Origin of the sequence: Anaerobacillus sp. CMMVII, assembly GCF_025377685.1 — a bacterium.
In the GTDB taxonomy this organism is placed as follows: Bacteria; Bacillota; Bacilli; order Bacillales; family Anaerobacillaceae; genus Anaerobacillus.
On record NZ_JACEHK010000016.1, the window covers coordinates 1 to 26,085 of the forward strand.

The 26,085-nt window shown below is 37.1% G+C and carries 22 protein-coding genes, 3 pseudogenes and 1 other annotated feature; all 25 genes and pseudogenes read left to right on the top strand.

What is annotated here, in order from left to right:
• Nucleotides 1–486 (top strand): annotated as a pseudogene (locus H1D32_RS20130) (cell division protein FtsZ); the annotation flags it as partial.
• Between the two features lie 670 nt (nucleotides 487–1,156).
• Nucleotides 1,157–1,938, top strand: a pseudogene (spoIIGA, locus tag H1D32_RS20135) (sigma-E processing peptidase SpoIIGA).
• Nucleotides 1,939–2,121: 183 nt separating this feature from the next.
• Entirely contained in the window at nucleotides 2,122–2,841 is a 720-nt protein-coding gene (sigE, locus tag H1D32_RS20140; protein WP_261180020.1) for an RNA polymerase sporulation sigma factor SigE, read from the top strand.
• A gap of 173 nt (nucleotides 2,842–3,014) precedes the next feature.
• Nucleotides 3,015–3,800, top strand: coding sequence for an RNA polymerase sporulation sigma factor SigG (sigG, locus tag H1D32_RS20145; RefSeq protein ID WP_261180021.1), 786 nt, complete (start codon nucleotides 3,015–3,017; stop codon nucleotides 3,798–3,800).
• Nucleotides 3,801–4,085: 285 nt separating this feature from the next.
• A complete protein-coding gene (locus tag H1D32_RS20150; protein ID WP_261180022.1) occupies nucleotides 4,086–4,325 on the top strand; it encodes a YlmC/YmxH family sporulation protein in 240 nt (79 codons plus the stop codon).
• Nucleotides 4,326–4,618: 293 nt separating this feature from the next.
• Nucleotides 4,619–5,431: a peptidoglycan editing factor PgeF gene (pgeF, locus tag H1D32_RS20155; protein WP_261180023.1), complete on the top strand. Its 813-nt coding sequence runs from the start codon at nucleotides 4,619–4,621 to the stop codon at nucleotides 5,429–5,431.
• Between the two features lie 13 nt (nucleotides 5,432–5,444).
• The gene (locus H1D32_RS20160; RefSeq protein WP_261180024.1) at nucleotides 5,445–6,113 is read left to right on the top strand and encodes a YggS family pyridoxal phosphate-dependent enzyme; all 669 of its coding nucleotides are present in this window, start codon (nucleotides 5,445–5,447) and stop codon (nucleotides 6,111–6,113) included.
• A gap of 246 nt (nucleotides 6,114–6,359) precedes the next feature.
• Nucleotides 6,360–6,650 (top strand): annotated as a pseudogene (locus tag H1D32_RS20165) (cell division protein SepF); the annotation flags it as partial.
• Nucleotides 6,651–6,675: 25 nt separating this feature from the next.
• Entirely contained in the window at nucleotides 6,676–6,936 is a 261-nt protein-coding gene (locus H1D32_RS20170; RefSeq protein ID WP_261180026.1) for a YggT family protein, read from the top strand.
• An 18-nt stretch (nucleotides 6,937–6,954) separates the two neighbouring features.
• The gene (locus tag H1D32_RS20175; RefSeq protein ID WP_261180027.1) at nucleotides 6,955–7,728 is read left to right on the top strand and encodes a YlmH family RNA-binding protein; all 774 of its coding nucleotides are present in this window, start codon (nucleotides 6,955–6,957) and stop codon (nucleotides 7,726–7,728) included.
• Nucleotides 7,729–7,822: 94 nt separating this feature from the next.
• The gene (locus H1D32_RS20180; protein WP_261180028.1) at nucleotides 7,823–8,320 is read left to right on the top strand and encodes a DivIVA domain-containing protein; all 498 of its coding nucleotides are present in this window, start codon (nucleotides 7,823–7,825) and stop codon (nucleotides 8,318–8,320) included.
• A gap of 57 nt (nucleotides 8,321–8,377) precedes the next feature.
• Nucleotides 8,378–8,596, top strand: a binding site (T-box leader).
• A gap of 87 nt (nucleotides 8,597–8,683) precedes the next feature.
• Nucleotides 8,684–11,443 (top strand): isoleucine--tRNA ligase, encoded by a 2,760-nt coding sequence (gene ileS, locus H1D32_RS20185; protein ID WP_261180029.1) that lies wholly within the window; start codon nucleotides 8,684–8,686, stop codon nucleotides 11,441–11,443.
• Between the two features lie 170 nt (nucleotides 11,444–11,613).
• On the top strand, nucleotides 11,614–12,294 hold the full coding sequence (locus H1D32_RS20190; protein ID WP_261180030.1) for a TraR/DksA C4-type zinc finger protein: 681 nt from the start codon (nucleotides 11,614–11,616) through the stop codon (nucleotides 12,292–12,294).
• 372 nt (nucleotides 12,295–12,666) lie between these two features.
• Nucleotides 12,667–13,131: a signal peptidase II gene (gene lspA / locus H1D32_RS20195; protein ID WP_261180031.1), complete on the top strand. Its 465-nt coding sequence runs from the start codon at nucleotides 12,667–12,669 to the stop codon at nucleotides 13,129–13,131.
• Entirely contained in the window at nucleotides 13,131–14,054 is a 924-nt protein-coding gene (locus H1D32_RS20200) for an RluA family pseudouridine synthase (protein WP_261180032.1), read from the top strand. Before lspA ends, H1D32_RS20200 begins: the two co-directional genes overlap by 1 nt.
• 231 nt (nucleotides 14,055–14,285) lie before the next feature.
• A complete protein-coding gene (gene pyrR, locus H1D32_RS20205; protein ID WP_261180033.1) occupies nucleotides 14,286–14,837 on the top strand; it encodes a bifunctional pyr operon transcriptional regulator/uracil phosphoribosyltransferase PyrR in 552 nt (183 codons plus the stop codon).
• Between the two features lie 147 nt (nucleotides 14,838–14,984).
• The gene (locus H1D32_RS20210; RefSeq protein WP_261180034.1) at nucleotides 14,985–16,301 is read left to right on the top strand and encodes a solute carrier family 23 protein; all 1,317 of its coding nucleotides are present in this window, start codon (nucleotides 14,985–14,987) and stop codon (nucleotides 16,299–16,301) included.
• A 206-nt stretch (nucleotides 16,302–16,507) separates the two neighbouring features.
• Nucleotides 16,508–17,413, top strand: coding sequence for an aspartate carbamoyltransferase catalytic subunit (locus H1D32_RS20215; RefSeq protein ID WP_261180035.1), 906 nt, complete (start codon nucleotides 16,508–16,510; stop codon nucleotides 17,411–17,413).
• Nucleotides 17,406–18,686, top strand: a complete 1,281-nt coding sequence (locus H1D32_RS20220; protein ID WP_261180036.1) for a dihydroorotase — start codon at nucleotides 17,406–17,408, stop codon at nucleotides 18,684–18,686. Before H1D32_RS20215 ends, H1D32_RS20220 begins: the two co-directional genes overlap by 8 nt.
• A 1-nt stretch (nucleotide 18,687) precedes the next feature.
• On the top strand, nucleotides 18,688–19,782 hold the full coding sequence (locus tag H1D32_RS20225) for a carbamoyl phosphate synthase small subunit (RefSeq protein ID WP_261180037.1): 1,095 nt from the start codon (nucleotides 18,688–18,690) through the stop codon (nucleotides 19,780–19,782).
• A 4-nt stretch (nucleotides 19,783–19,786) separates the two neighbouring features.
• Complete coding sequence (gene carB, locus H1D32_RS20230) at nucleotides 19,787–23,002, top strand: carbamoyl-phosphate synthase large subunit (RefSeq protein ID WP_261180038.1); 3,216 nt, start codon at nucleotides 19,787–19,789, stop codon at nucleotides 23,000–23,002.
• Nucleotides 22,999–23,775: a dihydroorotate dehydrogenase electron transfer subunit gene (locus H1D32_RS20235; protein WP_261180039.1), complete on the top strand. Its 777-nt coding sequence runs from the start codon at nucleotides 22,999–23,001 to the stop codon at nucleotides 23,773–23,775. Before carB ends, H1D32_RS20235 begins: the two co-directional genes overlap by 4 nt.
• Nucleotides 23,772–24,683 carry a dihydroorotate dehydrogenase gene (locus tag H1D32_RS20240; protein ID WP_261180040.1) on the top strand — a complete coding sequence of 304 codons (912 nt, stop codon included), beginning with the start codon at nucleotides 23,772–23,774 and terminating at the stop codon, nucleotides 24,681–24,683. Before H1D32_RS20235 ends, H1D32_RS20240 begins: the two co-directional genes overlap by 4 nt.
• Nucleotides 24,680–25,396 carry an orotidine-5'-phosphate decarboxylase gene (pyrF, locus tag H1D32_RS20245; RefSeq protein WP_261180041.1) on the top strand — a complete coding sequence of 239 codons (717 nt, stop codon included), beginning with the start codon at nucleotides 24,680–24,682 and terminating at the stop codon, nucleotides 25,394–25,396. Before H1D32_RS20240 ends, pyrF begins: the two co-directional genes overlap by 4 nt.
• Nucleotides 25,393–26,022, top strand: coding sequence for an orotate phosphoribosyltransferase (pyrE, locus tag H1D32_RS20250; RefSeq protein ID WP_261180042.1), 630 nt, complete (start codon nucleotides 25,393–25,395; stop codon nucleotides 26,020–26,022). Before pyrF ends, pyrE begins: the two co-directional genes overlap by 4 nt.
• Nucleotides 26,023–26,085: the final 63 nt, after the last annotated feature.

A 26,085-nucleotide genomic window follows, 5' to 3' on the forward strand; every position in this document is an offset into this window, starting at 1 on the left:
TGCTGATGTGAAAACAATCATGAGCGATAAAGGATCTGCATTAATGGGAATTGGGGTGGCTACAGGTGAAAACCGTGCAACAGAAGCAGCTAAAAAGGCAATTTCAAGTCCTTTATTAGAAACTTCTATTGATGGCGCCCAAGGCGTACTGATGAACATTACTGGTGGTACAAACCTAAGCCTTTATGAAGTCCATGAGGCAGCAGAAATCGTATCTTCTGCATCGGATCAAGAAGTAAATATGATTTTGGTTCTGTAATTAACGAGAACTTGAAAGATGAAATTGTCGTTACAGTTATTGCAACAGGTTTTAATGACCAAGAAAACAACATAAGTGTTTCAAGACCGCAAAATTCAACTAAGACAGTTGGCGCAAAAAAACCAGTTGTTCAACAACATCAGGAAGAAAGTTTATACACAGAAAGACAACCACATGGACAGGGGCAGCAAGAATCTGCTGATACCTTGGATATCCCAACATTTTAAGAAATCGTCGAAATCGTTAAAATAAAAAGACTAGGCCAAGGTACAACATTGTACCTTAGCCTAGTCTTTTTTATTAGGATGTTTTCAAATAGATCTTTTGAGTTGTCCATTCAGAATGGACAAAGGATAAGAAATGTCCTTTGTGTTTTTACCATGTAAATAGTTGAACTTCGAAAGTTGACTTTCTCTTATTAAAAAGCTCTTTTCGTAAACTTTGTGGCTTTTAGGTCGTCTGTTGAGAATAAATAAGCTTTTTGGGACAAATTTATTTGTCCCAATGGCTTATTTATTCTCAAAAGCTTCACGCAAAGGGCGAAGAACCAAGCATTTGCTTGGTTACGACCTAAAAGCTAATAGCAACAATCTTAAGAGCGTATTAAAAACAGCTAGTGCAAAATATATTTACATCTATGATGGTGAAAGTTAGCATTTAAGCAAGAGGATAAATATTTTCAAGCAAAAAACTTGACATTTTCTTATTATATCTAAAAATCGGTTTAGAGCGAAGACGACAATTTAAGTGAAAAAAACCTAAAATTTCTGCGATTCTATCGGCATAAACTGACAGACTTATAAACAAGAAGTGATATATACTAGTTTCAAATTCTTTAAGAGGTTGTTCAAAAAGTGGAAAATGAATTAATCTTTAAAGATTAGGAAAGGAGCCGATATGGCCGTATATTTGGATGTCATATGGTTTCTAAACTTTTGTATCGATTTACTATTGCTGTTATTAACAGCAATAGTATTAAAACGAAACATCGTAAAATGGCGCCTTATAATGGGAGCTCTAGTAGCATCAAGTGTACTATTTTAGTTATTACACCGTACAGCTCTTTATACTATCATCCAATGTTTAAATTAGCTTTTTCCACTTGCATCGTTGTTACTACTTTCGGATTTAAAAGGTTCTCATACTTTATTCAAAATCTAGTTACATTCTATTTCGTTAGCTTCATATGTGGGGGTGGGTTGATTGCATTACATTATTTCTTCAATAACGAAATGGTTATTTTGAATGGGGTAGTAACAACGAAATCGACAGGCTTAGGGACGCCTATTAGTTGGCTATTAATCCTTATTGGATTTCCTGCCATTTGGCTTTTTTCTAAAAAAAGATTTGAACAAATCGAGGTAAGGAAAGTAAAGTACGAAGAAATAGTTAATGTAGATCTTTTTATATTGGACCGTCATATACAGCTAAAAGGGTTAATTGATAGTGGTAATCAACTGCAAGATCCTTTAACCAAAAAGCCAGTTATGATAATAGATATGAACGAACTACAAAATAAATTCCCTAAAACTATTGTCCAGCAAGCTAAAGAACCCGAAAGGATTGGAGAACCAACACTTCAACTTGAACAGGAATGGGAAGAAAGGCTTTGTATAATTCCATATCGAGGGATTGGTCAAGTAAATCAATTTATTATTGGTCTAAGACCAAATAAGTAATTGTTACATTGGATCATGGTGAGGAGCTAGAATGCAGTAATGTTATTGTAGGATTGAATTTTACAAATTTATCATCTGAAGGAGACTTTGATTGTATTCTACATCCCCAGATGCTTATTCAAGGAAAAAAACGTTTAGCTTAGGGAAATATCGTAACTGTAACTTAGGAGGTAGGGTACATACATGGTAAAACTTAAACTGAAATTGACATTAGTGTGGTACAAACTTTTAATGAAGTTAGGATTAAAAGCTGATGAAATTTATTATATTGGTGGTAGTGAAGCGTTGCCGCCACCACTTTCAAAAGATGAGGAAGAACATTTATTAAGTAAACTTCCTACTGGAGACAAAGCAGTACGTTCAATGTTAATAGAACGAAACTTACGCTTAGTGGTATACATTGCTAGAAAATTTGAGAACACAGGAATTAATATTGAGGACTTAATTAGTATTGGAACAATTGGCCTTATTAAAGCTGTAAATACATTTAATCCAGAAAAGAAAATTAAATTAGCAACATACGCCTCAAGGTGTATTGAAAACGAGATTTTAATGTATTTAAGAAGAAATAATAAAATTCGTTCAGAAGTCTCCTTTGATGAACCTTTAAATATTGATTGGGATGGGAATGAACTTCTCCTCTCTGATGTTTTGGGAACTGAAGAAGATATCATTACGAAAGGAATTGAGGAAAAAGTCGATCGGAAGCTACTTGTGAACGCGCTTCATACACTCAATGCCCGAGAAAAACAAATAATGGAACTTCGTTTTGGACTAGCTGGTGGGGAAGAAAAAACTCAAAAAGATGTAGCAGATTTATTAGGGATTTCTCAATCCTATATTTCTAGGCTAGAAAAGCGAATCATAAAAAGATTAAGAAAAGAATTTAATAAAATGGTATAAATATTTAGAAAAAAACAATTACTTATACCATAAATTTTTTTTTTTTGATAAGTCCCTTGTGTATCAATGTTCTACCTGATTTATCCGTTTCCACGTTTCTGATGTAGTGCATAATTTTCCCACCTGAGGAGATACTTACTCATGTACATCAACTCCTGTAAGGAGGGAAAGAATTGACACGTAATAAAGTAGAAATATGTGGTGTTGATACCGCAAAATTGCCAGTTCTAACAAACAAAGAAATGCGTCAACTATTCGAAGAACTGCAAAGCGGTGATATCTCAGCAAGAGAAAAGCTAATAAACGGAAATCTAAGGTTAGTGTTAAGTGTTATTCAACGCTTTAACAACAGGGGAGAGTATGTTGATGACTTATTCCAAGTCGGTTGTATTGGTTTAATGAAATCAATTGACAACTTTGACTTAAGTCAAAATGTTAAATTTTCAACGTACGCAGTACCAATGATTATTGGGGAAATTCGTCGCTATTTACGTGACAACAACCCAATCAGAGTTTCCAGATCACTGCGGGATATTGCTTATAAGGCGTTGCAAGTAAGGGATTCGCTAATGAGTGAGAAAAGTCGTGATCGTGAGCCAACTATTCAGGAAATCGCAAAAGTGTTAAACGTACCAAAAGAGGATATTGTTTTTGCCCTTGATGCGATCCAAGATCCTGTCTCATTATTTGAGCCAATATACAATGATGGGGGCGACCCGATTTATGTAATGGACCAAATAAGTGATGATAAACAAAAGGATATTCAATGGGTTGAAGAAATTGCGTTGAAAGAGGCAATGGTTCGTTTAAGTGAAAGAGAGAAAATGATTTTAAATATGCGCTTTTATCAAGGGAAAACACAAATGGAAGTGGCAGATGAAATTGGCATTTCCCAGGCGCAAGTTTCTAGACTTGAGAAAGCTGCCATCCAACAAATGAATAAGCATGCAAAAGCTTGAGGTAACCTAAGGGTTACCTCTTTTTTAAAAGGTAATGTATAATATTTCAACGTAATAACTGTCTAGCTCCACCGCCCAGCCCCTCGAGGTCAAATAACCTTCGAGAGAAAAAGTGAACTTCCTTTTTCCTAGAATAAAAATGAAAGAGCACACTTTTTTTCTCGAAGGACATTTGCTTGTCGGGGCTAAAATGGGGCGTGCACTTTTCTTATCAAGAATTGTAAATATAATTACCGACTTGAACATATAAATGAAACAAAGATTATTATGGATGGGGGCTATTAGATGTTAAAAATTTCGGAAATACAATCGAAGGACATTGTCAATATTTCTGATGGTAAAGTATTAGGCCATATAGGTGACTTAGATATTAATTTAGATGAGGGTACCGTTAAATCGATTATTATTGGCGGCACCGGAAGAATGCTAACATTTTTAGGAGGAAAAGAAGCAGAGATTGTTATCCCTTGGGAAAATATTGTGAAAATTGGTTCTGATGTTATCTTAGTTCGTTTAGGGGATTAAAAGTGTATTTTTGGTTAATTGGATTTATTATTGCTCTTTTTTTGAAAACTTCTTTCACTTTTCTTAGTTCGCCTTTAGATATGAGCCGTAGATACAATTTCATTTGTATCTACGGCTCAGTCTATTCTCAAAAGGTTGCTACGCCCCAATGAAATTGATAGCAACAATCACTTTTCCACTGAATTACGCTAAAAATACAGCCTACATTGCTGTTTATTAAAGGTATGGCTATTTGTAAATAGAAAAATATGTTAGAATAGAAAAAAGCATTTAGTACAGGAGGAGTGTCATTCTTGATAAATGAGACTTTTGTTTTGAATAAACTCGATAATTTATCAGTGGAGCCCTTTAAAAAGCTTAATGAGAGACTAATTGTTGGGTTTTCAACAAGAAAAAATGGGTATAGTATGAACCCATACCATTCTTTCAATCTAGGTCTCCATGTTGATGATGATAGTCAACATGTGATTAGTAATCGTAAAAAGTTAGCCGATACGATACAGATTCCTTTAGAGAAGTGGGTGTTTTCAGAGCAAGTGCATGGCAATCTAATTAAAAAGGTTTCGAAAGAAGATTGTGGTGCAGGGGCTCTAGAAGTTTCTACAGCAATTAGAGATACAGATGGGTTATATACGAAGGATAAGCATGTTTTGTTGGCTAGTCTCTATGCTGATTGCGTACCGTTATATTTTTACGCCCCAACCTATAACATTGTCGGCCTCGCGCATGCAGGCTGGAAAGGAACTGTAGGGCAAATTGGTGCTAATATGGTTAAACGTTGGACAGAGGAAGAACAAGTCCCTCTAGAAGCTATCTACGTTGCAATAGGTCCGTCAATTTCAATGCCATGTTATGAAGTTGATGATCATGTTATTAACCAGGTAAAAAAGGTTACTGCAAACAAACTACCTTACGAGGAAATTAAACCAAACAAATACTTACTAAATTTAAAGGAGTTAAATAAACAATTATTGCTTAATACAGGAATTAAGGAAGAGCAAATCTTCGTTTCTAATTATTGTACCTATAAAGAAACAGAATTATTTTTTTCTTATCGTCGCGAACAAAAAACGGGACGAATGATGAGTTTTATTGGTATGGTTTAAGGAGGAATTGGCGTTGGCAGTCAGGCAAAACTTAGCCCGAATCCAGCAGGAAATTAAGAGTGCCTGTGAACGAGTCGGGAGAGAACGAAATAGCGTTACAATTATTGCAGTTACAAAATATGTTAGTGATGAACGAGCACTAGAAGTATTAGAGGCAGGTGTAACTAATATTGGTGAAAATAGGGCAGAAGAAGCTGTTCGAAAATGGAACGCGCTTAATGGTAAAGGCACCTGGCATTTTATTGGAACACTACAATCACGAAAAGTTAAAGAAATTATTGATGTTTTTGATTATATACACTCTCTTGACCGACTTAGTTTAGCAAAAGAGCTTCAAAAAAGAGCCACAAAGCCGGTTAACTGTTTTATACAAGTAAATGTTTCGGGGGAAACGTCCAAAGCTGGCATTCCTCCAACAGACCTACTTTCATTTGTTAAGGAATTAGAGCGGTATTCGCTAATAAAAATTGTTGGTTTAATGACAATGGCTCCTAACGAAGAAAATCCAGAAGCTACGAGGCCAATTTTTCGTGAACTTAAAGTACTTCAAGAACAAGTACATGCTCTACAGCTTCCGCATGCACCCTGCAATGAATTGTCAATGGGAATGTCTAATGATTTTCATATTGCTATTGAAGAAGGAGCAACATTTGTTAGATTAGGTACATCTTTAGTTGGGTAGGTAATGTAAATCTATAATGCAGAACATAGAATGTCTAGGACTGTTCATCGAAGTATGGCTTTCAATCTTTTTACATTCTACATTCTACATAAATAAAAGGGAGAGAGCGTAATGAGCTTAAAAGCGAAATTTAAGAGTTTTTTTGAGCTAGAAGAAGACCATAATGATTCACAAATAACTCAAAATCAATATCAAGAAATTGACGAAGAATATATTACACGTAGTCAAGATAAAAAAAATGATCGGAAAAATGTGGTCAGTATTCAAAGTGTACAGAAAGCTGCAAAAGTTATGTTAATTGAGCCCAGAACCTATGACGAGGTCCAAGATATTGCTGATCACTTAAAAAATCGTAAAGCAGTAGTAATTAATTTACAACGAATTAGTCATGAACAAGCTAAACGAATTGTCGATTTTTTGAGTGGAACAGTGTATGCTATAGGAGGAGACATTCAAAAGCTAGGGGCTAACATTTTCCTTTGTACTCCTGATAACGTTGATGTTACAGGGTCAATTTCAGATTTCCTATCTGAATAAATATTTAAAGTGGGTGATTAAAAGTATGGCTACAATTCAAAGTATTATTAATCAATTATTATTTTTGTATTCGTATGTTGTTATTGCGTACATTTTAATGTCGTGGTTTCCAAATGCAAGAGAATCTTCAATAGGACAATTTATAGCGTCGATTGTTGAACCGTATTTAGCTCCGTTTAGAAAAATCATTCCTCCTCTAGGAATGATTGATATTTCTCCTATTGTTGCAATCATTGCATTGCGCTTAGCTACAAATGGAGTAAATGCGATTTTCTCGATGTTTTAAGGCAGGGTCACTAATACGATGAGTATGTACGATCACTTTCGAAAAGAAGAACGTCCTTTTGTTGATCAGGTTGTTGAATGGAAAGAAATTGTTAAAGGTCGTTTTGTACATAAGTTATCCGATTTTTTAGATCCTCGTGAACAACAAATAGTAACAGCGATCATTGGGCAAGACCAGGAAGTTCGCTTTTCCTTTTTTGGTGGAACTGAAAAGACAGAGCGAAAACGAGCTTTCTTGTTTCCGCCTTACTTAGAACCTTCAAATGACGATTATCAACTATCAGCATATAAAGTTCACTATCCACATAAATTTGTTCAATTATCGCACCGTGACTTGTTAGGTTCGATGATGGCTTTAGGTTTAAAAAGAGAAAAATTTGGTGACATATATATACAGAATGAAGACATTCAAATTGTTGTTGCCTCTGAAATAAGTAGTTATGTTGAGGCAAACCTTCAAAATATTGGACGAGCCCAAATTCGTTTAGAGTCAATTTCACTGGACAAGTTGATAATTGAAGAAGAAGAATGGAATGAAAAAATGATTACTGCGAGCTCATTGCGATTAGATGTAATTCTTTCAGAAATCTATCAATTATCAAGATCCAAAATTGTTCCGTTTATAGAATCAAAAAGGGTAAAAGTCAACTGGAGAATTATAGAGCAACCAGCTTTTCAACTTCAAAGTGGGGATTATTTATCGGTTCGGGGTTTAGGAAGAAGTAAACTTATTGCGGTACATGGTAAAACGAAAAAGGATAAGTACAGAATAGAAATAGGAATGCGAAAATAGCCGTAGTTTTTTGCAGGAATTTTTCTTATAATGTCGAATTAACTATAATAATTTAACTTATTTAGAGTTTGTGAATACATTTGGAGGTGGCAAAATGCCCTTAACACCATTAGACATCCATAACAAAGAATTTAACAGAGGTTTTCGTGGTTATGATGAAGATGAAGTAAACGAATTTTTGGATCAAGTTATTAAGGATTATGAAATTGTTCTTCGTGAAAAAAAAGAGCTTGCAGATAAAGTTGCAGATCTTGACGAGAGATTAGCCCATTTTGCTAATATAGAATCTACACTGAATAAGTCTATTTTGATTGCTCAGGAGACTGCCGAAGAAGTGAAGAGAAATGCACAAAAAGAAGCTCAGTTAATTATTAAAGAAGCCGAAAAAAATGCCGATCGTATTATTAATGACTCTTTGTCAAAATCTAGGAAAATCGCTTTGGAAATTGAAGAGTTGAAAAAGCAAGCCTCAGTCTACAAAATGAGATTTAAAATGCTAATTGAAGCACAACTTGAAATGCTTGGTAGTGATGATTGGGAGGATTTTAGTAAGGCTAGTGATGACAGGAATGAATTAGTAAGAGAAGTTTAAAGCTTTTCTTGACGTTGGTATTTTTTTTTCATATAATACCTTTATTAATTAAATGGAGAGACTGCTTCGATTGGGACAGTACTTTTTATAAGCATATTGTAGCGAATCAGGGTTGGTGTAAGCCTGGTATAGAGCTGTAAAGAGGAAAATCACCCATGAGCTTCACACCGAACTTTGAGTAGGCTGTGACGAATCATTCACGTTACGAATTTCAAGTGAGCAGTGCAAATGCTGTTTAACAGGGTGGTACCGCGGGTAAACCTTCTCGTCCCTACATAGGGATGAGAAGGTTTTTTTGTACTTTCTAAAGGAAGTTTCAATTTACCTCGAAGCAAAACAATAAAATACATGGAGGAACTAGAAATGGAATATAAAGACACATTATTAATGCCAAAGACTGAATTCCCAATGCGTGGGAATTTACCAAGCCGAGAGCCGCAAATTCAGGAAAAATGGAATCAATTAAATATTTATCAAAAGGTTCAAGAAAGAACAAAGGGGCTACCATTATATGTTTTACATGATGGACCACCATATGCTAATGGTGATATTCATATCGGTCATGCCCTAAACAAAATCTTAAAAGATTTTATTGTTCGTTATAAATCGATGGCTGGGTTCCAAGCACCTTATGTTCCGGGTTGGGACACTCATGGATTACCAATTGAAACGGCGCTTACAAAAAACGGTAAAGTAAACCGCAAAGAAATGACAGTTGCTGAATTTCGTAAGCTATGTGAAGACTATGCACTAGAACAAGTAGATCGTCAACGTGAACAGTTTAAACGTCTAGGTGTTCGTGGAGATTGGGAAAATCCTTACATTACCCTAAACAAAGAATATGAAGCACAACAAATTAAAGTATTTGGAGATATGGCGAAAAAGGGTTACATCTACAAGGGGAAAAAACCTGTATATTGGTCTCCTTCATCTGAGTCGGCGCTGGCTGAAGCAGAAATTGAATACCAAGATAAGCGCTCTCCATCTATTTATGTAGCATTTAGTGTAAAAGATGGTAGAGATGTTTTAGCAGGTGACGAAAAAATCGTGATCTGGACAACTACCCCTTGGACTATTCCAGCTAACCTGGCCATTTGTTTACACCCAGAATTAGAATACTCAGTTGTACAAGTAGATGAAGAGAAATATGTTGTTGCTTCTGGCCTACTTGAGAACCTAATTAGTGTTTTTGAATGGGAATCTTATGAAGTAATTAAGAAAGTAAAAGGTGCTGAGCTAGAGCACGTTAAGGCTCGTCACCCACTTTATGATCGCGACTCAATAGTCATCCTTGGGGACCATGTAACATTAGACGCTGGAACAGGCTGTGTTCACACTGCTCCTGGACATGGGGAAGATGATTTTATCGTAGGACAAAAGTATAATCTTGATGTTCTATGTCCTGTAGATGATAGAGGATGCTTTACGAATGAAGCGCCCGGTTTTGAAGGGTTATTTTACGATGAAGCCAATAAACCGATTACTGAAAAATTAAAAGAGGCCGGAGCTTTATTAAAGCTTTCATTTATGACACACTCCTACCCACATGACTGGAGAACAAAAAAACCGGTAATCTTCCGAGCAACTGCTCAATGGTTTGCCTCAATAAAAGATTTCCGTGAACAACTCTTAACGTCAATTAAAGAAGTTGAGTGGGTTCCAGCTTGGGGTGAAACACGCTTGTTTAACATGGTTCGCGACCGTGGCGATTGGTGTATTTCAAGACAGCGTGCATGGGGTGTTCCAATCCCTGTCTTCTATGGAGAAGATAACGAACCAGTTATTACTGATGAAACAATCAATCATGTATCAAATTTATTTAGACAACATGGTTCAAATATTTGGTTTGAGTGGGAAGCTAGTGAATTACTACCTGAAGGGTTTACTTGGCCACAAAGCCCTAATGGCACGTTTACAAAGGAAACAGATATTATGGATGTTTGGTTTGATTCAGGTTCATCTCACCAGGCAGTATTAGTTGAACGAGACGATCTACAACGACCTGCTGATCTTTATTTAGAAGGGTCGGATCAATACCGTGGTTGGTTTAATTCTTCTTTATCCACGTCTGTAGCAGTTTCAGGAAAAGCTCCTTATAAAGGTGTACTAAGTCATGGATTTGTTTTAGATGGTGAAGGCAGAAAGATGAGTAAATCAATTGGTAACGTAGTTGTCCCGAATAATGTAATGAAGCAACTAGGTGCTGATATCCTACGTTTATGGGTAGCTTCTGTCGATTATCAAGCTGATGTTCGTGTATCAGATGACATTTTAAAACAAGTGGCAGAAGTTTACCGCAAAATCCGTAACACGTTCCGTTTCTTATTGGGGAATTTGCACGATTTTAATCCTGAAACAGATCGTGTAGCATTAACCAAGTTACCACAGCTAGACCGTTACGTTTTAATTAAACTAAACAAGCTTGTGAAAGAGGTTAAAGCAAATTACGATCATTATCAGTTTGCTGGTGTTTATAATAAAATTCATAATTTCTGTTCAATTGAACTAAGTTCTTTCTATATGGATATTGCTAAGGATACATTATATATCCAACACCAAAACGATCAAAGCCGACGTGCCATTCAGACAGTAATGTATGACGTCTTAGTGGCTCTAACTAAGCTTGTGGCACCAATTCTTCCTCATACAGCTGATGAGGTGTGGCCGTTTATTCCTGGGGTCAATACTGAAAGTGTTCAGTTAACAGACATGCCTGAAGAAAATTCAACTGTCTATGATGAATTAATTGAAAAGAAATGGGATCAAGTACTAGAATTACGTGATGATGTATTAAAGGCTCTAGAGACAGCTAGAAACGAAAAGAAGATCGGTAAGTCATTAACAGCAGCAATTGCTTTATATCCAAATGAAACAGTAAAAGAATTGCTTTCAACGATTACTGATTTAGAAAAACTATTTATCGTTTCCAAGGCAGTTGTTGCAGGAAATAAAACGTCTGCACCAAATGAGGCACAGCATTTTGATACAATTGCAATCGTTGTTGAAAAAGCAGCAGGAGAGACATGTGAACGCTGTTGGGTCGTTTCTGAAACAGTTAGCGAAGATGATGCTCATCCAACTCTTTGCTCAAGCTGCGCAAACATTGTAAAAAATCATTACTAAAACGCCTGAAGCAAAACATGGCTTAGCCATTGTTTTGCTTTTCTTTTTTTTCGTACTAACAACAATTTACAGTTATTACAAACAAATTTAGTAAATCTTGTTTCGGCTAATGTTTCATTGTAAGGATAAACTATGTTTGAAACCATCTTATCCAAAAGGAGGCTAGTGAGATGGGCAAATATGATAACATAAAACGGGAATTGTTAGCTGAAAAAGAACGTTTAGAAGAAAGAATTAAGGAACTTGATCATTATGACTTGAATAAATCAATGTCCTTTTCTACTGGAGAATTATCACAGTATGATAACCATCCTGCTGATACTGCGACTGATACGTATGAGAGAGGTAAGGATATTGCCTTATTTGAGCATATAAACCAGGAGTATGAAGATGTAATAGCTGCACTAGAGAGAATGGAAAATGGATCGTATGGAATATGCGAAGTCTCGGGAAAAGAAATACCTTATGAGCGTTTACAGGCATTACCCACAGCAAGAACTACAATCGAGTATAGTAAGGAAAATGTAATTGCTCGAGAGCGCCCGGTTGAAGAAGATGTACTAAAATCATTTGATGAGTTTAACTTTGATAATAATGATAATGAAACCGAGTTTGACGCTGAAGATGCCTGGCAATCTGTGGCGAAATTTAATGACAATTCCATGGTATTTGAAGACTCAAGTTTAAATAACGGTGAGGAACTCATAGGATATGTCGAAGAAATTGAAGCGTTTGTTTCTACAGATATTGAAGGGTATAAAGGTGATGAAAATATTTCTATTCAAAGAAATGTTCATTATGATCACTATATGGACCAACTAGATCGTTTAGAAGCTGGAGATGACATTTAATAAGGTTAGCTTAGATTTTTGTTTTTTTATTACGCTCTTTTCAAAAAGATTGTTGTTATTAGCTTTTAGGTCGTAACAAAGGGTTCTTCACGCAGAATAAATAAGCCATTGGGACAAATAAATTTGCCCCAAAAGGTTATTTATTCTCAAAAGACGACCTAAAAGCAACAAAGTTTACAAAAGAGCCTTTTATTAAGGTAAAAAGAGGTGTTTCTCCCTCTTTTTACTTAAAAGCTCAAAGGAGATGCCCATAAAAAACTCTAAACTCTAAACTTTGCACTCTAAACTGCTGCTCCCAAGATTGTTCAAATCCCTTAGCTATGCTAAAATGCTAAGAGATATGAAACATACTAGGAGAGCGGAGGAGCATAGATGAGATATTACATACTAGCAATTATCATACTTTTATTAGATCAAGCAACAAAATGGCTTATCGTAACAAAAATGGCGTTACACGAACAAATTGCAATTATCGAAAACGTTCTTTATATTACATCCCATCGAAATAAAGGTGCTGCGTTTGGGATCTTACAAGGGCAAATGTGGCTATTCTTTATTGTCACAACCATAGTCGTGACTTTTGTTGTTTATTATATTTATAAGCACGCGAAAGAAAGTAAGTTATTAGGCATTTCATTAGGCTTAGTTCTAGGAGGAGCCATCGGTAACTTTATTGATCGACTTTTCCGCGGTGAGGTTGTTGACTTTATTGATGTTTATATTTTCACTTACGATTTTGCTATTTTTAATGTCGCAGATATGGCCTTAGTCATTGGTGTCGGAATATTAATGCTTCAAATCTTTTTAGAAGAAGGAAAAACAAGGGAGAATAAATAATGGAAATATATGAATGGACGATAGAGGAAAGCGAAAAAAACGAACGTTTAGATAAATGGCTTTCCGCACAAGAAAATGATTGGTCCCGTACTCAGGTGCAGCTTTGGATGAAGGAAGGTAACCTAACTGTAAATGGGAATCATGTGAAAAGTAATTATAAATGTCAAATCGGTGATAAGATAAACTTGGTTGTTCCAGAACCACAGTTGCTTGATGTGGAACCGGAGGAAATGAACCTTGATATTGTCTATGAAGATGAACACGTGCTAGTTGTTAATAAGCCCCGTGGTATGGTTGTTCACCCCGCTCCAGGTCACTTAACTGGTACATTGGTAAATGGTCTAATGGCCCACTGTAAAGATTTATCTGGAATTAATGGAGTTTTACGCCCAGGAATCGTACATCGTATCGATAAAGACACTTCAGGTTTGTTAATGGTTGCCAAAAATGATAAGGCTCATGAATCGTTAGTAAACCAATTAAAAGATAAAACTACAACGCGTATCTATAAAGGAATCGCCCATGGGGTCATTGCTCACGATCATGGTACAATTGATGCTCCAATAGGTAGGGATAAACAAGACCGCCAAAGCATGACAGTTACAGATGACAACAGTCGGGATGCAGTTACTCATTTTACTGTGTTAGAACGATTAAAAGATTTTACGCTCATTGAATGTCGTTTGGAAACTGGTCGTACTCATCAAATTAGGGTTCATCTAAAGTACATTGGTCACCCATTAGCAGGAGACCCGAAGTATGGACCACCTCGGACATTGAAGCTACCTATTCAGGGTCAAGCCCTTCATGCAGCTGTTCTTGGTTTTACTCATCCTGTTTCAGGAGAGAGATTAACCTTTGAAAGAGATGTCCCTGAAGACTTTCTTCATTTACTTGAAGAAATTCGCAAAAGTTCTCATTGACAGTTATGATGAAATTTGTCATAATACAATAGACAAGAAGATATCTTCCCTTTAACTACAGTCCCGTGAGACTGAGAAGGAATTAGAGAAACGTTACAGATAGGAGCTTACTGTGCCTATGTCTGTTATTAGCGTAAACTCAAAAGCCTCTCATCCTTATTACGGTGAGAGGCTTTTTCGTTGGGGAAAAGATCTTGAATTCAAATATCTCTATAGAAGGGTGGTGCAAATATGTCTAAGGCAACTGTTATCTTAGATGAACAAGCAGTTAGAAGGGCATTGACGAGAATTGCCCATGAAATAATTGAACGGAATAAGGGAATTGAAGACTGTGTACTAGTTGGAATTAAAACTAGAGGTATCTATATTGCCAATCGGTTAGCAGAGCGTATTGAGGAAATTGAAGGCACTAAAATAACTGTTGGTGAAGTTGATATTACTTTATATCGTGATGATCTTTCTCATAAAACTGAAAATATGGAGCCATTATTAAAAGGCACATCAGTTCCTGTTGATATTAATGATAAGAAAGTGATATTAGTTGATGATGTTCTTTATACTGGTAGAACTGTTCGAGCAGCATTAGATGCAATTATGGATATTGGTCGACCATCGCAGATTCAATTAGCGGTATTGATTGACCGCGGACATCGAGAATTACCAATTAGACCGGATTATATCGGTAAAAACGTACCAACATCCAAAACTGAAATGATCGTTGCAAAGTTAAAAGAAGTAGATCAGTTAGATGAAGTAACAATTGAACAAAAAACCTCCCTTTAAAACAGTCCTGAGAGGCTGACAAGGGGTATACTCCTCTTACTTAAGATAACTCTTTTGGGTTAATTTTGAGTAGAAGACCGTACCTCTTTGGATAATGACAAAGAGGTTTTTTGTATAAAAAGTTAATTTTGAGGAGGAGTATTAATTATGAATACACAAAAAGATGTAGGAATTCGCGAAATACCAAAAGCAGACAAATGGTTAGTATTAAGCTTGCAACATCTATTTGCAATGTTTGGGGCAACAATCTTAGTTCCATATCTTGTAGGGTTAAGCCCTGCGGTTGCATTGGTATCAAGTGGATTAGGGACTTTAGCATATTTACTTATCACTAGAGGTCAAGTACCAGCATACTTAGGTTCATCATTTGCTTTTATCGCACCAATTATCGCAGCAACAACACTAGGTGGACCAGAAGGGGCGATGGTAGGAAGCTTTGTAGCCGGTTTAATTTACGGAGTAGTAGCATTGTTTATTAAGACAAGTGGAGTTAACTGGTTAATGAACATTTTACCGCCAATCGTAGTTGGACCAGTCATAATGGTTATCGGATTAGGGTTAGCGGGAGTTGCGGTAAGTATGGCAATGAATGTTCCTGGTACAAATGATTATGATGGTACATTGTTTACAGTGGCATTAGTAACGTTAGGAATTACAGTAATAGCGTCGATGTTCTTTAAAGGCTTTTTCGGACTTATTCCAATTCTTATAGGTATTGTTGGTGGATATTCGTTTGCTTACTTCCAAGGGATCATTGATATGACACCAGTTAAGGAAGCTGCATGGATCCAAGCACCAGATTTTATCATTCCATTCGTAACTTATACACCAGCTTTTTCTTGGCAAATTATCGCTATTATGGTTCCAATTGCAGTAGTAACAATTGCTGAACATATCGGTGACCAAATGGTTTTAAGTAAAGTAGTTGGGAAAAACTTTATTAAGACTCCTGGCTTACATCGCTCTTTACTTGGAGACGGGGTAGCAACGATGATTGCATCAGTTCTAGGTGGTCCACCAAACACGACTTATGGAGAAAACATTGGTGTTATCGCGTTAACGAGAGTATATAGTGTGTTTGTTATCGGTGGAGCAGCATGTTTAGCAGTGATGTTCGGCTTTGTAGGAAAAATCTCAGCATTAATCTCAACGATCCCTACTGCAGTAATGGGTGGAGTTTCAATCCTGTTATTCGGTATCATCGCATCAAGTGGTTTAAGAATGTTAATCGATAATAAAATCGATTTAGGAAACAAGCGTAATCTAATTATATCTTCAGTAATTTTGGTTATTGGTATCGGTGGAGCCTTTATACAGGTCTCTGACCATGTTCAAATTGCTGGTATGGCTTTAGCAACAATCATTGGGATTGTTCTAAATTTAGTATTACCTGGAAGAGAAAAAGTTGATTTAAATGCAATGTTTGAAGAAGAACTAGAAGAAGTGGAAAAATCAGCAGCTTAATATAGTATATCCCTTTAAATAAGTACGAGAGACTTAGAAGGGTGTTAATTTCAAGGAGTATGGGGAATGATATCCCCACTCTTTGATGCACCCTTATGAATAATCAGAAGGGTGTTTTTTTTTTGAAACAATGGTTTAGTTTGGAGTCATTTAAGCATTCTAGACAAGAGACACTGCCAAAACCTGCATTGAAAGGGGAACTGGAAATGAAACATTTATTAACGATCACGGAACTCCATAACGAGGAAATCTTAGAAATACTACATGAAGCACAACAATTCTCAGAAGGGAAAATGTGGACTCCTTCTCCAGATAAATTTGTGGCAAACCTTTTTTTTGAACCAAGTACTAGAACGAAATTTTCTTTTGAAGTTGCGGAGAAGAAACTTTGTCTTCATGTTTTAAACTTTGAGAGTCAATCATCTAGTGTACAAAAAGGTGAGACATTGTATGACACGGTAAAAACATTAGAAGCAATTGGAGCTAATGCGGTAGTGATACGCCATCCACAAGACCATTATTTTGATGAACTTGTTGGGGGGATTTCCATTCCGATTATTAATGGTGGTGATGGCTGTGGGCATCATCCGACTCAGTGTTTACTAGATTTGCTGACAATTCAACAGGAGTTTGTAATATTTCAAGGACTAAATGTTGTAATCGTTGGCGATATCCGTCATAGTCGTGTAGCTAGATCTAATGCCGATGTTCTTAAACGACTTGGTGCAAATGTTTATTTCTCAGGACCGGAACAATGGATGGACGATACGATGGTAAATGGTAATTATCTACCGATGGATGAGGCGGTAAAGATTGCTGATGTGATGATGATGCTTCGGATCCAACACGAACGTCATGCGTTTAAAATGATTTCATCTAAAGAAGAGTATCATGAACTTTTTGGTTTAACGACAGAAAGAGAAGCAATGATGAAAAAGAGTAGTATTATTATGCACCCAGCACCGATTAACCGTGATGTCGAGATTGCAAGTCCATTAGTTGAGTGCGAGCGTTCACGAATTTTTAAACAAATGACGAATGGTGTGGCAGTAAGACAGGCAGTTTTAAAACGTGCGTTACAACATAAAGGGGAGGTTGTTTACATTGGCTAAGTTATTGAAAAACGGAAAAATTCTAGGTGAAGACGGATCGTTAAGAAAGATAGATATTCTGATTGAAAATGATTTGATTAAAGAAATTATTAACAACATTTCAGAAGCGGATCATGAAGTCATTGATTTAGAAGGTAAAGCAATCTTTCCTGGTTTTGTAGATCTTCACGTACATTTACGTGAGCCAGGTGGAGAATACAAGGAAACAATTGCTACAGGTACAATGGCTGCAGCTCGTGGTGGTTTTACAACCATTGCTCCAATGCCAAACACTCGCCCTGTTCCCGATTGTAAAGAGCAAATGGAGTGGTTAAACAAGCGGATTGCAGAAACGGCTGTTGTAAGAGTGTTACCATATGCTTCAATAACCGTTCGCGAATTAGGAAAAGAGATGACTAATTTTGCGGAACTAACAGAAGCTGGTGCTTTTGCTTTTACAGATGATGGTGTTGGCGTTCAAGATGCAAGCATGATGCTTAATGCCATGAAAGAAGCGGCAAAGCTGAATAAAGCAATTGTTGCACATTGTGAGGAAGAAACATTAATCAATAAAGGCTCAGTACATGAAGGTCAGTTTTCAGCGAAAATGAATTTAAACGGAATACCTTCTGTATGCGAAGCTGTACATATTGCTAGAGATGTACTTTTAGCAGAAGCAGCTGGTGTTCACTATCATGTATGTCATATTAGTTCAAAAGAATCAGTGAGAGTCGTTAGAGATGCCAAGCGCGCTGGTATTCGTGTGACTGCTGAAGTAACACCACATCACCTATTACTTTCTGAGCAGGACATTCCAGGCTTAGACTCAAATTACAAAATGAACCCGCCTTTAAGAGGGTTAGACGATAAACAGGCGTTAATTGATGGGTTATTAGATGGCACAATTGATTTTATCGCTACAGACCATGCGCCACATTCTGCACAAGAAAAAAGTGAGTCAATGGCTTTAGCACCATTTGGAATTGTTGGTTTAGAAACGGCATTTCCCCTACTCTACACGCATCTTGTAGAAACGGGCATAATGACTTTAAATGATTTGGTCGCTAACTTAACTACAAAACCATGTGAGACTTTTAATTTACCATATGGCAAATTAAAAGTTGGAGAGAAAGCTGATTTAACGGTTGTAGATTTAGAACTTAGCGAAAAGATAGACCCTACTAACTTTTTATCAAAAGGGAAAAATACACCTTTTACAGATTGGGAATGTAAGGGTTGGCCAGTACTCACCATCGTAGACGGTTACGTGGCTTGGAAAAGGGAGGAAGTATAAAATGAAACGCCAATTAATCTTAGAAAATGGAACAGTATTCGTTGGAAAAGCATTCGGAAGCGAACGAGAAATGTCTGGAGAAGTAGTGTTTAATACAGGTATGACAGGCTATCAAGAAATCTTATCTGACCCTTCTTACTGTGCACAAATTGTTACATTAACTTATCCCCTAATCGGTAATTACGGAATTAACCGCGATGATTTTGAATCAATTAAACCTTCTATTAATGGTTTAATTGTTAAAGAGGCAGCAAAATTTCCTAGCAATTGGCGCAACGAAGAGTCAATTGATGATTTGTTAAAGGCGTTAGATATTCCAGGACTAGAAGGAATTGATACAAGAAAACTTACAAGAATGATCCGTAATGTTGGAACTCTACGTGGCAGACTTTGTGGGATGGACGCCGATGTTGAAACAGTTGTTAACGAGTTAAAAGAGTTAACATTACCAAAAGATCAAGTTTCAAAAGTTTCTACAAAAGCATCATACGCAAGCCCTGGAAGAGGCTATCGAGTAGTTTTAGTTGATTATGGAATGAAAAAGGGAATTTTAAGAGAATTAAATAATCGTGATTGTGATGTGGTTGTTGTTCCTTATAATGCAACAAGTGAAGAAATTCTTCGTTTAAATCCAGATGGAATTATGCTAAGTAATGGGCCTGGAGATCCTGTCGATGTTCCAGAAGCGATCGTTACGATTAACGAACTTTTAGGAAAAGTACCGATTTTCGGAATTTGTTTAGGGCACCAACTTTTAGCTTTAGCTTGCGGAGCGAAAACGACTAAGCTTAAGTTTGGCCATCGTGGTTCTAATCATCCAGTAAAAGAATTGTGCACTGGGAAAATTGCAATTACTGCTCAAAATCACGGCTACACAGTAGAACCGGAAACAGTTAAAAATACAAGATTAGCCATTACTCACGTAGCTGTTAATGACGGAACAGTTGAAGGTATGGAACATTTAGATTATCCAGCTTTTAGTGTTCAATACCATCCTGAAGCATCACCAGGACCGGAAGATGCAAATGATTTATTTGAACGCTTTGTGGACTTAATGAAAAATAAAATCGAATTAAAATCTGTAGCTAGGGGGTAACAACATGGCAAAGCGCGAGGATATCAAGAAAATTTTAGTCATTGGTTCAGGGCCAATTGTAATAGGGCAAGCTGCAGAGTTTGATTATGCGGGTACACAAGCATGTCAAGCTTTAAAAGAAGAAGGTTATGAGGTCATTTTAATAAATTCAAACCCAGCTACAATTATGACGGACACATCTATGGCTGATAAAGTGTATATCGAACCAATTACGTATGAATTCGTTAGCCGAATTATTAGACAAGAAAAGCCAGATGGGTTATTACCTACATTAGGTGGACAAACAGGTTTAAATATGGCAGTAGAACTTGAGAGATCAGGAATATTAAAGGAATTTAATATTGAACTTTTAGGTACGAAACTCCATTCTATAGAACAAGCAGAAGATCGTGATTTATTTAGAACATTAATGAATGACTTAAATGAACCAGTTCCTTCTAGTGCAATTATTCATACTCTCGAAGAAGCGTACCAGTTTGTAGAGGAAATTGGTTATCCAATTATTGTTCGTCCAGCCTACACACTAGGAGGAACTGGTGGAGGTCTTGTTTATAACGAGGAAGATTTAATTGAAATCGTTACGAGTGGATTAAAATACAGCCCAGTGACACAGTGCTTAGTAGAAAAAAGCATTGCCGGCTTCAAAGAAGTAGAATATGAAGTGATGCGTGATGGTAAAGATCAAGCCATCGTCGTTTGTAACATGGAAAATATCGATCCTGTAGGCATTCATACTGGTGACTCGATTGTTGTCGCACCGAGCCAAACGTTATCAGACAGAGAGTACCAAATGCTACGTAATTCTTCGTTGAAGATTATCCGTGCTTTAGGAATTGAAGGTGGTTGTAACGTTCAGTTTGCCTTAGACCCAGATAGCTATCAATATTATATTATTGAGGTAAACCCTCGTGTAAGTCGCTCTTCGGCTTTAGCTTCTAAAGCTACTGGCTATCCGATTGCAAAAATTGCAGCTAAAATTGCTGTTGGTTATGCTTTGGATGAAATTATGAACCCAATTACAAAAACAACGTATGCAAGTTTTGAGCCGGCATTGGATTATGTCGTTTCGAAAATTCCACGTTGGCCGTTCGATAAATTTGAAGCTGCAAACCGTACGTTAGGAACACAAATGAAGGCTACTGGTGAAGTAATGGCCATCGGTAGAAGTTTAGAGGAATCACTATTAAAGGCTGTTAGGTCATTAGAAGCAAATGTGGTTCACCTACAAATGGATAAACTTCAAAACCTTACACAGGAAGAAATGGACTACCGTTTGCAAAAAGCGGATGATGAGCGCTTATTTATTTTAGCTGAGGCGTTTCGTCGTGGATACACAATTGAACAATTATGGGGATTAACAAAAATTGATCGTTTCTTCTTAAATAAAATTCAAGGGATTATTCAATTTGAAGAAACATTAAGGAATTCACCTTTTAATGAAGAAATTCTTAAAGAAGCAAAACAACTCGGGTTCTCCGATGATGCAATTGCAAGTTTTTGGGATAAAACAGAGCGAGACGTGTTTGATTACCGCTATGAAAAAGGAATTGTCCCTGTATATAAAATGGTTGATACATGTGCAGCAGAATTTGAGTCAGCGACACCTTATTTTTATGGAACGTATGAAGACGAGTGTGAGTCGATCATTACAAAAAAAGAAAGTATTGTTGTTTTAGGTTCAGGTCCAATTCGAATCGGTCAAGGAATTGAGTTTGATTACGCAACCGTTCACACGGTGCTTGCAATTAAAGAAGCAGGGTATGAAGCGATTATTGTTAATAACAACCCTGAAACAGTATCCACTGATTTCAGTATTTCGGATAAATTATATTTTGAGCCATTAGCAGTTGAAGATGTCATGCATATCGTTAATCACGAACAGCCTCTTGGTGTTATTGTTCAATTTGGTGGGCAAACAGCGATAAACTTAGCTGACGAGTTAGAAGCAAGAGGAGTTAAGATTTTAGGAACATCGCTAGAAGCAATGGATCAAGCAGAAAATCGTGATAAATTCGAACAGAAATTACAACAGCTTCAAGTCCCACAACCACTTGGAAGAACTGCAACTAGTGTTGCCCAAGCGGTAGAAATTGCTAGCAAAATTGGTTATCCAGTGTTAGTTCGTCCTTCTTATGTATTAGGTGGACGTGCGATGGAGATTGTTTATTTTGAAGAAGAGTTATTAAGATATATGGAAAATGCAGCAAGAGTTAACCCAAAGCACCCGGTTTTAATTGACCGCTATCTAATCGGTAAAGAAATTGAAGTCGATGCAATCTGTGACGGTGAGACAGTAGTTATTCCTGGAATTATGGAGCATATTGAAAGAGCTGGAGTTCACTCTGGTGACTCGATTGCAGTCTATCCACCTCAAAGCTTAACAGAAGAAACAAAAGAAAAAATTATCGAGCGCACAATTAAGTTAGCAAGAGGTTTAAATATTGTTGGCTTGTTAAATATTCAGTTTGTTCTTCATGAAGATGAAGTTTATGTTCTAGAAGTAAATCCACGTTCAAGTCGTACAGTGCCGTTTTTAAGTAAGATTACGGGAGTACCAATGGCTAACTTAGCAACAAAAGCAATTCTTGGTATTAAACTAAATACACTTGGCTACGAAACAGGATATGTGAAGGAAGGCAAGGAAGTTTCAGTTAAAGTACCAGTATTCTCTTTTGCGAAATTACGTGATGTAGATATTACGTTAGGGCCAGAGATGAAATCAACGGGTGAAGTAATGGGTCGCGATTATTCATTAGCCAAAGCCCTCTATAAAGGTTTAGTAGCGTCAGGAATGAAAATCCCTACTCACGGTTCAGTATTATTTACAATCGCTGACAAAGATAAAGAAGAAGCTCTTGAATTAATTCGTCGCTTCCACCGTATTGGCTACCATATTTTAGCGACAGAAGGAACTGCAAAACAAGTTAAAGAGGAAAATATTCCTGTAACTGTCGTGAATAAAATAGGTGACGAAAAACCTAATATGTTAGATGTTATTCGTCAAGGACATGCTCAATTTGTCATAAACACATTCTCAAAAGGGAAACAGCCTGCCAGAGATGGCTTTAGAATTCGACGTGAGTCAGTTGAAAATGGAGTCGTTTGTTTAACGAGTATGGATACAGCAGAAGCCTTGTTACGAGTTTTAGAATTAATTACATTTGCTTCTGAACCAATGCCTTCGTTCAAGGAAGAAAAAGTGGTGGTGACAGCTAAATGATCCTACAAAATATGGAGATTTGTCAGCAACACCAAATTGCAAGTAATGTTTACGAGCTTGTCCTTAAAGGACAAGAGCTCGTAAACCTTGCTAGCCAAGGTCAATTTCTACATGTAAAAGTGAGTGAAGGAACTGATCCTCTACTTCGCCGTCCGATCAGTATTGCGAAAATTGATCAAGACAAGGGTGAACTTACAGTTATCTATCGAGCAGGTGGCCGAGGCACAAACATGTTAGCACTAAAGCAAAAAGGTGAAGTGGTGTCTGTTTTAGGACCATTAGGAAATGGATTTTCTTTAGAGGAAACTAGTAAGGGAGCAGTAGCCTTATTAATTGGGGGTGGGATCGGTGTTCCCCCACTATATGAACTATCGCTTCAACTTGTTAAACGTGGTGTAAAGGTCGTTCATGTCCTTGGCTTTGCTGGAAGTAGCGATGTGTTTTATGAAGAAAAGTTTATGGAACTTGGGGAAACGTATGTTGCCACTATGGACGGCTCCCATGGGGAAAAAGGAACCGTCATCGATATTATTCATAACAAACAACTCCTTTTTGATACGATTTATTCATGTGGACCGACACCTATGTTAAAGGCAATTGAAACAGCATTTCAAGATAAAAAAGGTTTCCTTTCCTTAGAAGAGCGGATGGGTTGTGGAATTGGTGCTTGTTTTGCTTGTGTTTGTCATGTGAAAGATGACCCAACGAAAACAGCTTATAAGAAAATATGCACAGATGGACCGGTATTTGCGATTGGAGAGGTGGAACTATGAGCAGATTAAACATGGAGTTACCAGGACTCTCAATGAGAAATCCGATCATGCCAGCATCAGGCTGCTTTGGCTTCGGAAAAGAATATGCAAAGTTTTACGATTTAGAAAAACTAGGTGCCATTGCGATTAAAGCAGCAACTGTTGAGACGAGATTTGGAAATCCAACACCGCGAGTTGCTGAGACCTCAAGTGGAATGCTTAATGCGATCGGGTTACAAAACCCAGGATTAGAAAGCATTCTTGAAAATGAACTTGTCTGGCTTGAGCAGTATGAAGTGCCAATTATCGCCAATATTGCCGGTACAAAAACAGAGGATTATATAGAGGTTGCCGAAAAAATCTCAAAGGCAAAGAATGTTCATGCCATTGAATTGAATATATCTTGTCCTAATGTCAAAGAAGGTGGAATTACGTTTGGGACAAATCCTAAAATTGCTCGTGATCTAACGAGATTAGTAAAAGAAGTATCGAGTGTTCCTGTTTATGTAAAGCTCTCACCTAATGTAACGGATATTGTTGAAATGGCTGTCGCAGTTGAAGAAGCTGGAGCAGACGGCTTATCGATGATTAATACGCTACTTGGGATGCGAATTGACATAAAAAAACGAAGACCAGTTTTAGCCAATGGTTTCGGTGGATTGTCAGGCCCAGCAATAAAGCCTGTTGCCATCAGAATGATCCATCAAGTAAGTCAAGCAGTATCAATTCCAATTATCGGCATGGGTGGGGTTAGTACAGCCGAGGATGTGATTGAATTTTTCTTAGCTGGCGCTAGTTGTGTAGCAGTAGGAACAGCAAACTTTGTAGATCCATTTGTTTGCCCAACAATTATTGAAGATCTCCCACGTGTCCTTGACGAACTAGGAGTTGACCACATTTCTGAATTAATAGGGGGTAGCTGGAAATGAGTGTGAGTCCAATCATTATAGCCCTAGACTATTCAGAAGAAGCTCCGGTCTGGGATTTATTAAATCAATTTGGTCATGAAAAGTTATTTGTAAAAGTAGGAATGGAACTTTATTATAGCTGTGGAAATGCGCTTTTAAGCAAATTGAAAGATAAAGGACATCATATTTTCCTAGATTTAAAACTACACGATATCCCTAATACAGTGGGGCGTGCCATGCAGTCACTAGCTCGTCTTGATGTCGACATTATTAACGTACATGCTGCAGGTGGAAAGTTGATGATGGAACGTGCTTTAGAGGGGTTAGACAAAGGAACAGCCGTTGGCAAAGATAGACCTAAATGTATCGCTGTTACCCAATTAACGAGTACTAGTGAACAAGTCATGCAAGAACAGCTAAGAATTACCGGCAAAATTGAGGAGGTTGTTGTTCATTATGCAAAGCTTGCCAAAGACAGTGGTCTTGATGGCGTTGTTTCTTCTCCATTAGAAGTTCCATTAGTAAAGGAAGCTTGTGGAGCATCTTTTCTCACGGTGACACCTGGGATCAGATTATTAGGTGATGCGAAAGATGATCAACAACGAATTACAACACCAAAACAAGCACATAGCCTCGGTAGTGATTTTATCGTTGTTGGTAGAAGTATTACAGCGAGTTCAAATCCAAAGCAAGCATTACAAACGATAATAACTGAATGGAGTGAAGGCGTATGAAACAACAATTAGCCAATCATTTATTAGAAATTGGAGCAGTTCACTTGAAGCCCAACGATCCATTTACTTGGACGTCTGGAATTAAATCACCGATCTACTGCGATAACCGCTTAACCCTTTCATTTCCTTTAGTTCGTCGAAAAATTGCAATTGGGTTAGAAGAATTAATACAAACATACTATCCGGAAGTTGACGTAATTGCCGGAACGGCTACTGCTGGAATTCCCCATGCAGCATGGGTAAGTGATAACTTAAATTTACCGATGGTTTATGTCCGTGGAAAAGCAAAAGAACATGGCAAAGGAAATCAAATTGAAGGTTTAATTAAAGCAGGACAAAACGTTGTCATTGTCGAAGATTTAATCTCAACAGGTGGAAGTGTCATTACAACAGCCGAAGCGTTAGAAGAAGCTGGTGCTAATGTTCTTGGAGTTGTTGCCATTTTTACTTATGGCTTAGAAAAAGGAACAAAACAGCTGAGTGATGCAGGTTTAAGCTATTATACAATTACTGATTACTTAACGCTGATTGATGTAGCAAAAGAAAAACAGCTAATTAATCAAGAAGATTTAGCTAAATTGAAAAAATGGCGTGATAACCCAGCTTCATTAGACTGGCTTTCATAATTTACCAAGTCTTTTGTAGGGAATACGCCTAAAAATTGTGGTTCCCTATAGGAGGTAAAAAAG